At 55.0% G+C, this 1196-nt stretch carries 1 protein-coding gene and 2 pseudogenes; 2 read left to right on the top strand and 1 reads right to left on the bottom strand.

Features of this window, described 5'->3' with window-relative positions; all coding sequences use genetic code 11:
* Window positions 1-396, top strand: a pseudogene (locus HNQ59_RS19445) (integrase core domain-containing protein); the annotation flags it as partial.
* Window positions 397-507: 111 nt separating this feature from the next.
* Here the strand turns inward: HNQ59_RS19445 and HNQ59_RS19440 are convergent.
* A complete protein-coding gene (locus HNQ59_RS19440) occupies window positions 508-684 on the bottom strand; it encodes a hypothetical protein (protein WP_184042037.1) in 177 nt (58 codons plus the stop codon).
* 108 nt (window positions 685-792) lie between these two features.
* On the opposite strand from HNQ59_RS19440, the pseudogene HNQ59_RS19435 reads away from it, so the two are divergent.
* A pseudogene (locus tag HNQ59_RS19435) lies at window positions 793-1196 on the top strand (IS5 family transposase); the annotation flags it as partial.

Below are 1196 nucleotides of genomic sequence, written 5' to 3'. Positions count from 1 at the left end.
ACGGGCCATGGGCGGACAGCAACTCGTGCGCATCCTCGACCAACTGGCCAAGACACGCGGGCTGCCCAAGGCGATCAGAACCGACAACGGCAAGGAGTTCTGTAGCCGGGCCCTGCTGACATGGGCTCATGCACGAGGTGTTCAACTGTTTCTCATTGAGCCCGGCAAGCTAAATCAGAATGCTTACATCGAGTCCTTCAACGGACGTTTCCGTGATGAGTGCCTGAATGAACACTGGTTCACCAGCCTGCGGCTGCGCAGGTCGTTATCGAGGCCCGGAGACGGGAATACAACGCCGAAAGACCCAAGAAAGCGCTGGGCGGTTTGACGCCAGCGGCCTACGCCAAGTCACTCGCGGAGAAGTCAGGTAAATTAGCTTTGGACTTTAAAGTGTAGTGCTACTGAGGTTGGGGGGATGTCGACTGCTCAAAAGATCGTGAACGGGCTTCTAGGGCGTGTTCACAGTAACCAGATATAAGCACATGTGAGATGCAAGAAAGTATTGAATCAACTAGCGAATTTGTCATATCGACTGGTGATACGACGGAACTGCTTTAGGCGATTGAGGATGCACACCACCAGATGGCGTGCTTGATAACGGTGCCCATCGACAGGTTGCTTGTGCTTCCGGTTGCGACGGGGCGTAATGTTGGCAATAGTTTTCGAGGCGCTCGACCGGCTCATTGCAGCCATAGCTCCTAGGTGCTATTGGCGTTTTGCAGCGAGGGGGAGATGGAAGGAGTGCAAACCTGCAAGAATAAGGTTCCTACACCAATCCCCTACAGGTTTGCGATGCCCCGATTGATGCTCAGCGACGAGCTTTGGCCGAAGCTGGAAAAGATTCTGCTGCAACACGCCATTTACAACAAGCCCCATTTGCGGATGCCCGTTGGGCACGCTCTACCGCATGCGCGCTGGCCGCCCGTGGCGGGATTTGCCCCGCGCCTTTGGTTGTTGGGATGCCATCTACAAGCGCTTCAACGCTTGGTCGGTAGCTGGGAGAGGGCTGAAAATCTTCAAAGCCTAGCTGATTGATCCCGATTTTGAGTGGGTATTCATTGATGGCACCTATGCGAAGGCCCATCAGCACAGCACTGGCGTAGCCAGCGATCAACCCGAAGCCATCGGTAAAAGCCGCGCCGGTAACACGAGCAAAATCCACTTGGCAGTCGATGCGCATGGCTTGCCTGTTGCAT

It is taken from the genome of Chitinivorax tropicus (assembly GCF_014202905.1).
In the GTDB taxonomy this organism is placed as follows: Bacteria; Pseudomonadota; Gammaproteobacteria; order Burkholderiales; family SCOH01; genus Chitinivorax; species Chitinivorax tropicus.
Note: the sequence above shows the minus strand (reverse complement) of the source record. Positions and strands in the feature narration are given on the sequence as shown.